Source organism: Streptomyces sp. SID1328, assembly GCF_009865595.1.
Lineage (GTDB): Bacteria > Actinomycetota > Actinomycetes > Streptomycetales > Streptomycetaceae > Streptomyces > Streptomyces griseoluteus.
In genome coordinates this window covers 1-7,069 of record NZ_WWKH01000202.1, presented here as the reverse complement: position 1 = coordinate 7,069, position 7,069 = coordinate 1, and the positions used below count along the sequence as shown (strand labels likewise).

The following is a 7,069-nucleotide window of genomic DNA, read 5'->3' as shown; positions in this document are numbered from 1 at the left end:
GCAGGCGGCGCTTCGTCGGCGCCGTGGCGGGCACGGCCGCCGTCGTGACGGTGCCCGCGCCCGCCGCGCCGCCCCCGGACCCCGCCCCGGTGCCTCACGGCCGGAAGCCCGAACCGGGGCCTCGCCCGCTGTACCTGGGCACCTACACCTCCGTCGAAGGCGGCGGCAAGGGCGTCTCCGTGACCAGGTACGACCCGGTCTCGGGCGCGGTCACCGACGCGGAGCCGCTGGTCGAGATCCCGGACCCGTCGTTCGTCACCGTCCACCCGGACGGGCACACGCTGTACGCGGTCGACGAGCGCGAGGACGGCGCGGTGACCGCCGTACGGCTGGCGGACGGACACGTGCTGGGCAGCCGGAGCACGGGCGGTTCGGGGCCCTGCCATCTGTCGGTGCACCCGAGCGGCCGCTGGCTGCTGAGCGCGAACTACGGCTCGGGCAGTGTCGCCGTGCACCCCGTCGACGCCTCGGGCGCGCTCGGTGAGCGCACCGCCCTGGCCGTACACTCCAGCCCGGCGCCCGGACCGGGGCAGCAGGGCCCGCACGCGCACCAGTTCATCACGAGCCCGGACGGCGGCCATGTGCTCTCCGTCGACCTGGGCACCGACACTGTCTACACCTACCGGCTGGACACCGGGCACGGCACCCTGACCGAGGTGTCCCGCGCCCACGCCCGGCCTGGCGCGGGCCCGCGCCATCTGACGTTCCATCCGAACGGACGGTACGCCTACCTCGCCAACGAGGTGGACGACACGGTGGCCGTCTGCGCGTACGACCCGGCGACCGGCCGGCTGACCGTGGGTGAGCCCCAGTCCTCGGGGTCGGCCGGGGACGCCACCAACTACCCGGCACAGTTCGTGGTGACGCCCGGCGGCGACTTCGCGTTCCTGGCCAACCGGGGGCACGACAGCGTCGCCCGGTACGCCGTCGAGGAGGACGGCGCCCAGCTGCGGCTGCTGGACACGGTGCCGGTGGACGGCGACTTCCCCCGCCAGCTGGCGCTCACGCCGGACGGCCGGCTGCTGTTCACGGCCAACCAGCGCTCCGGCACGGTGAGCGTGTTCCACGTCGGCACCGGTACCGGAGCGCTCAGTCGGGCGGGTGAGCCGTTCGCGTCACCGGTCGCCGTCTGCGCGGTGCCGCTGTAGGGCGCGCGGGCAGGCGGCGGCGCCGGCCTGGGCGAGCAGCGCGTGCATGCGCTCGGTGAGCTGCGAGACGTCGTCGGCGGGCGTGTGGAACGCCAGCCGTACGTCGCCGTGCGCGCGGGTCCGCTCGATGCGCAGGGTGAGTCCGTGCCGGTCCACCGCGAGGGGAGCCACGCGGGTCACGGCGTGCAGGCTCTCCGGCCGGACCAGCCGGGTGAGCCGCTCCACGGCGTCCGGGTGGGAGTCGGCGAGGTGGGTGAGCAACTGCGCCTCGGCGGTGGCCAGCGGGTCGGGCCGGGCGGCCGCGTACTCCGCCGGATCGATCAGTACGGCCCCGGAAGGCCGGCGCAGCACCACGCGGGTGGGCGTGAACAGCAGCCGGGCGCCGCGCTGGGAGAACCAGCCGGCGAGCCACAGCCGGGCCCGGATGCGCCGGCGCACCCGTACGGGCGCCGCGTCGGCGAACTCCAGCACGGCGGTGGGCTCGCCGCGCGGGGCGCACAGCACGGCGGCGAACAGGGCGCTGTCCTCGGGTACGTCGAGCAGCACCCGGCCGTCGCCGGTCACGGTGTGCGCGCCGGCGTACTCCTCGCGGGCGCCGTCCGCGGTCACCGCGCACGACCACGCGGCGGCAAGGACCGACCGCGCCCGCTCCGCCGCTCCGGGTTCTGCCGCCCAGTCCTGCGTGTCACCCATCCGAGTCCTCCTTTAGGTAAGCCTTGCCTAACCTATCGAAGATCCGGGCGTGCGCCAACCACGCCGCCCCGGTCGGGTGACACGCGCGGAGTCGCAAACGCGCCGTCAGGTGATCGCGCCGAGCAGCGCCCGCGCGCACAGCTCGCGCACCTGGTCCCGGCCGGGCTCGCCCTCGCGCAGCCACTCCAGGCAGACGGCGGTGGTGAAGGCGAGCCAGCCGCGCACCGCCAACCGGGCCTGCGGGGAGCCCTCGAAGGCGGGCCCGAACTCGGGGTCGGCGGCCAGCGCGGCGAGGATCTGCCGCTCCTGTGCGGCCAACGCCTTCTGGTAGACCCGGCGTACGGCCTGGTCGCCGGCCGCGTCGGCACGGTGGAAGGCGCGGAAGCCGTGGGCGTGCGCCTCGACGTACCCGAGGTAGGCGTCCAGCCCGGCGCCGAGCTGCTCGCGGACCGGCACGCCGGGCACCGCCGCGGTCATCCGGAGCATGCGCTCGCTCTCCCGCTCCACCACGGCGGCGAAGAAGTCCCGTTTCGTCGGGAAGTAGTGGTACAGCAGACCCCGCGAGACCCCCGCGATCTCGGCCACCCGCTCGATCCACACGTCGTCGTACGGGCTCTCGGAGAACAGGCGCGCCCCGACCGACAGGAGTTGCTCGCGGCGCTCCTCGGTGCTCAGTCGGCGCCGGGCGCGTTCCCCCTGGTTGGCGGCCATGCCGTCACCCTAGTGGACGCGTTGCTTGACGTGGCTTCAGCAGGCGGACCAGACTGCCAGCGCTATTGAACTCACGTTCAACACGCGTGGGGTGGACGGACAACAGGCCACCGGATCAAGGGAGATCACGTCATGGCCGAGACGACGGGGGCGGGACTGCCCAAGGGGTTCCGCGGTGCCGAGCAGGGCTGGCCGGAGCTGGACCGCATCCCGCGTCCGCCCCGCCGGGTGCCGTTGCTCGGTGACGTGCTGGGCGTCGACCGGCGCACCCCGCTCCAGGACTCGATGCGGCTCGCGCGCGAACTGGGACCGATCTTCCGGCGCCGGGTGCTGAACCGGGAGTTCGTGTTCCTGTGGGGCGCGAAGCTGGCCGCGGACATGGCGGACGAGAGCCGGTTCGCCAAGCACGTCGGGCTCGGGGTGGCCAACCTGCGCCCGGTCGCCGGGGACGGGCTGTTCACGGCGTACAACCACGAGCCCAACTGGCAGCTGGCGCACGACGTGCTCGCGCCCGGCTTCAGCCGGGAGGCGATGGCCGGGTACCACTCGATGATGCTGGCGGTCGCGGGCCGGCTGACCGGCCACTGGGACGGCGAGCTGGCCGCCGGGCGCACGGTGGACGTGCCCGGCGACATGACCCGGCTGACGCTGGAGACCATCGCGCGCACCGGCTTCGGGCACGACTTCGGCTCCTTCGAACGTGACCGGCCGCACCCCTTCGTCACCGCCATGGTCGGCACCCTCGCCTACGCCCAGCGGCTCAACAGCCTGCCGATGCCCCCGGCGCTCCAGCGGAGGGCCGCCCGGCGCAACGCCGCCGACATCGCCTACCTGGACGACACGGTCGACGCCCTGGTGGCCGCCCGCCGTGCCGCGGGGCGCGGGGAGGGCGACCTGCTGGACCGGATGCTGGAGACGGCCCACCCCGAGACCGGGGAGCGGCTGTCGGCGGAGAACGTCCGCAAGCAGGTCATCACGTTTCTGGTCGCGGGCCACGAGACCACCTCCGGCGCCCTCTCGTTCGCCCTGTACTACCTGGCCAGGCACCCCGAGGTCGCCGCCCGCGCCCGTGCCGAGGTGGACCGTGTCTGGGGCGACACCCCCGAGCCGGGCTACGACCAGGTGGCCCGGCTGCGCTACCTGCGCCGGGTGCTGGACGAGTCGCTGCGGCTGTGGCCGACCGCACCCGCCTTCGCCCGCGAGGCCACCGAGGACACCGTGCTGGCCGGGGAGCATCCGATGCGCCGGGGCGGCTGGGCGCTGGTGCTCACGCCGATGCTGCACCGCGATCCCGAGGTGTGGGGCGAGGACGCCGAGCGGTTCGACCCCGACCGCTTCGACGCCAAGGCGGTACGGGCCCGGCCGCCGCACACCTTCAAGCCCTTCGGTACGGGCGCGCGGGCCTGCGTGGGGCGCCAGTTCGCCCTGCACGAGGCCACCTTGGTGCTCGGCCTGCTGCTGCGCCGGTACGAGCTGATCCCCGACCCCGGCTACCGCCTGAAGGTCACCGAGCGCCTGACGCTGATGCCGGACGGCCTGCGCCTGGCCCTGGAGCGCCGGAAGGCCCCCGCCGCCGCACCGGCCGGCGCCCCCGAGCCGGACGCCGGTTCAGCGGGACGCTGCCCAGTGCACGGGACGGACGAGTGAGCCCGGCAACCGGGTACCGGGTCCCCCTCGGGCGGCGTTGACCTGCGGCTGGGTGAGGAAGAGGGCGCCGGTGAGGTCGGCGTCGGTCAGATCGGCGCCCCGGAGATCGGCGCCGATCAGGTCGGCGTGCCGCAGGTCGGCTCCGGTCAGGTCGGCCGCGATCAGGCAGGCGCCGCGCAGGCTGACCCCGCGCAGGTCGGCACCCCTGAGCTTCGCGCCCGCCAGGTCCGCGCCCCGCCGGTCCCGGCCCTTCTTCCGGCCTTTGCGGGCCGACTCCGACGCCTGAAGCAGGAGTTCAGCCACCTCGTGCCAGTGGGCGGCCGGGTCCAGCGTGGCCAGCTCCTCGGGCTCCTGTGCGGCAAGGCGCTCGGTCTCCTCCAGCGCGCGGCGCAGCTCCGGATGGAGGGGCCGGGCAGCGTCGAGACCGAGCGCCTCGGTGAGGTACCAGAGCAGCTCGTGCAGGCGCCGGACCACCGGAAACACCTCGAACATCAGCCGGGCGTGCTTCTTGCCGCCCGTACGCCAGTCCCGGCCGCCGAAGGTGACCCGGGAGACGCGCTGGCCCGCGCCGAAGCAGTCGTACACCGTGCACCCGGCGTAGCCCTTGGCGCGCAGCTCGGTGTGGATGCCGCAGCGGTGGTCCTCGCGCAGGTTGGCACAGGGCTTGCCGGCGGGCTTGTCGTGCGCGAAGTCGGCGGAGCGGGCGAAGGGCAGGGCCGCGCAGCAGAGGCCGAAGCAGTTGGCGCAGTCGGCGCCGAGGAGGGGTATGTGATCAGGCATCGCGGCCAGGGTACGCGCTCTGGCTAGGCTGCCCTTGTCCGATCTTCGAGACCGAGGAGCCGCGATGCGTGTCGCCCTGTTCCTGACCTGTGTCAACGACACGCTCTACCCGGACACGGGCCGCGCAGTGGTGAGACTCCTGAACCGCCTCGGGGTCGACGTCGACTTTCCCCTGGCACAGACCTGCTGCGGCCAGGCCCACTACAACACCGGCTACCGGCACGAGACGGAACCGCTGGCCCGGCACTTCGCGGAGGTCTTCGGGGAGTACGACGCGATCGTCACGCCGTCGGGTTCGTGCGCGGCGATGGTCCGGGAGCTGTACCCGAGGCTGGGCGAGCGGGCCCGGGCCGAGGGGCGCGGGGAGGCTCTGGCCGACGTGCTGGCTCCGGTGGTGCCGAAGACGTACGAGCTGACGGAGTTCCTGGTGGACGTGCTCGGCGTCACCGACGTCGGCGCCGTCTATCCGCACAAGGTCACCTACCACCCCACCTGTCACGGCCTGCGCTCGCTGGGCCTCGGCGACCGGCCGCGCCGGCTGCTGGAGGCGGTGCGGGGGCTGGAGCTGGTCGAACTGCCCGGCGCCGACGAGTGCTGCGGGTTCGGCGGCACCTTCGCGGTCAAGAACGCCGGGGTGTCGGCGGCGATGGGCGCGGACAAGATGCGCAACGCCGAGTCGACCGGCGCGGAGGTGCTGTGCGCGGCCGACAACTCGTGCCTGATGCACCTGGGTGGCACGATGAGCCGGGCGGGCTCTCCGGTGCGGCCGGTGCACATCGCGGAGATCCTGGCGAGCACGGAGGAGGAACCGGCCCGGTGAACGAGACCTTCGTAGGCATGCCCGCCTTCCCCGAGGCGGCACGGGAGGCCCTGGACGACGGCACCCTGCGCGGCAATCTACGGCACGCCACCCACACCATCCGTGCCAAGCGCGCGGCGGCTGTGGCGGAGGTGTCCGACTGGGCGGAGCTGCGCGCGTCGGGCAGCCGGATCAAGGAGCACACGCTCCGCCATCTCGACCGCTACCTGGAGCAGTTGGAGGAGTCGGTCACCGCCGCGGGCGGCACGGTCCACTGGGCGGCGGACGCGGCGGAGGCCAACCGGATCGTCACCCGGCTCGTCCGGGAAACGGGCGAGTCGGAGGTCGTGAAGGTCAAGTCGATGGCCACGCAGGAGATCGGGCTCAACGAGGCGCTGGAGGCGGCCGGCATCCGCGCCTACGAGACCGATCTCGCCGAGCTGATCGTGCAGTTGGGCGAGGACCGCCCCTCGCACATCCTGGTCCCGGCCATCCATCGCAACCGGGCCGAGATCCGCGACATCTTCCGTACCGCGATGGCCGATTGGGGCCGCCCGGCGCCCGAGGGGCTCTCCAACAGTCCGGCCGAGCTCGCGGAGGCGGCGCGGCTGCATCTGCGGGAGAAGTTCCTGCGGGCCAAGGTGGGGGTCTCCGGGGCCAACTTCATGGTCGCGGAGACCGGCACGATGGTGGTGGTGGAGTCCGAGGGCAACGGGCGGATGTGCCTCACCCTGCCGGAGACCCTGATCTCGGTGGCCGGCATCGAGAAGGTCGTCCCCACCTGGCGTGACCTGGAGGTCTTCCTCCAGACCCTCCCCCGCTCCTCCACGGCCGAGCGCATGAACCCGTACACCAGCATGTGGACCGGCACGACGGACGGTGACGGGCCGCGCGCCTTCCATCTGGTGCTGCTGGACAACGGCCGCACCGACACCCTCGCCGACGAGGTCGGCCGCCAGGCGCTGCGCTGCATCCGCTGCTCGGCCTGCCTGAACGTGTGCCCGGTGTACGAGCGCGCGGGCGGCCACGCCTACGGCTCGGTCTACCCCGGCCCCATCGGCGCCATCCTCAGCCCTCAACTGCGCGGAACGGCAAGCGAGATCGACGCCTCGCTGCCGTATGCGTCCTCGCTGTGCGGGGCCTGCTACGAGGTGTGCCCGGTCGCGATCGACATCCCCGAGGTGCTGGTCCGGCTGCGCGAGCGGGTCGTGGAGGGCGGTCCGGCGGTGCGCGAGGGCAACCGGGTCGTGCTGAGGCCGGCCAGGGGCCACGCGGCGGAACGGGCGGCCAT

At 73.6% G+C, this 7,069-nt stretch carries 7 protein-coding genes; 4 read left to right on the top strand and 3 right to left on the bottom strand.

Going from position 1 to position 7,069, the window contains the following annotated elements; all coding sequences use genetic code 11:
• The first annotated feature begins 23 nt into the window (after positions 1-23).
• Entirely contained in the window at positions 24-1,148 is a 1,125-nt protein-coding gene (locus tag GT030_RS06000) for a lactonase family protein (protein ID WP_161200182.1), read from the top strand.
• On the opposite strand, the gene GT030_RS05995 is transcribed toward GT030_RS06000, so the two are convergent.
• Positions 1,116-1,841: a DUF2470 domain-containing protein gene (locus GT030_RS05995; protein WP_161200181.1), complete on the bottom strand. Its 726-nt coding sequence runs from the start codon at positions 1,839-1,841 to the stop codon at positions 1,116-1,118. The genes GT030_RS06000 and GT030_RS05995 overlap by 33 nt on opposite strands.
• Before the next feature lie 105 nt (positions 1,842-1,946).
• Positions 1,947-2,552 (bottom strand): TetR/AcrR family transcriptional regulator, encoded by a 606-nt coding sequence (locus GT030_RS05990; protein ID WP_161200180.1) that lies wholly within the window; start codon positions 2,550-2,552, stop codon positions 1,947-1,949.
• A 132-nt stretch (positions 2,553-2,684) separates the two neighbouring features.
• Here GT030_RS05990 and GT030_RS05985 point away from each other — a divergent pair, with 132 nt between their 5' ends.
• The gene (locus tag GT030_RS05985) at positions 2,685-4,199 is read left to right on the top strand and encodes a cytochrome P450 (protein WP_161200179.1); all 1,515 of its coding nucleotides are present in this window, start codon (positions 2,685-2,687) and stop codon (positions 4,197-4,199) included.
• On the opposite strand, the gene GT030_RS05980 is transcribed toward GT030_RS05985, so the two are convergent.
• Entirely contained in the window at positions 4,161-4,979 is an 819-nt protein-coding gene (locus GT030_RS05980; protein ID WP_161200178.1) for a pentapeptide repeat-containing protein, read from the bottom strand. The genes GT030_RS05985 and GT030_RS05980 overlap by 39 nt on opposite strands.
• A gap of 64 nt (positions 4,980-5,043) precedes the next feature.
• Here GT030_RS05980 and GT030_RS05975 point away from each other — a divergent pair, with 64 nt between their 5' ends.
• The gene (locus GT030_RS05975) at positions 5,044-5,799 is read left to right on the top strand and encodes a (Fe-S)-binding protein (protein WP_161200177.1); all 756 of its coding nucleotides are present in this window, start codon (positions 5,044-5,046) and stop codon (positions 5,797-5,799) included.
• On the top strand, positions 5,796-7,069 hold a 1,274-nt coding region (locus GT030_RS05970), incomplete at its 3' end, for a lactate utilization protein B (protein WP_161200176.1). The genes GT030_RS05975 and GT030_RS05970, both read left to right, overlap by 4 nt.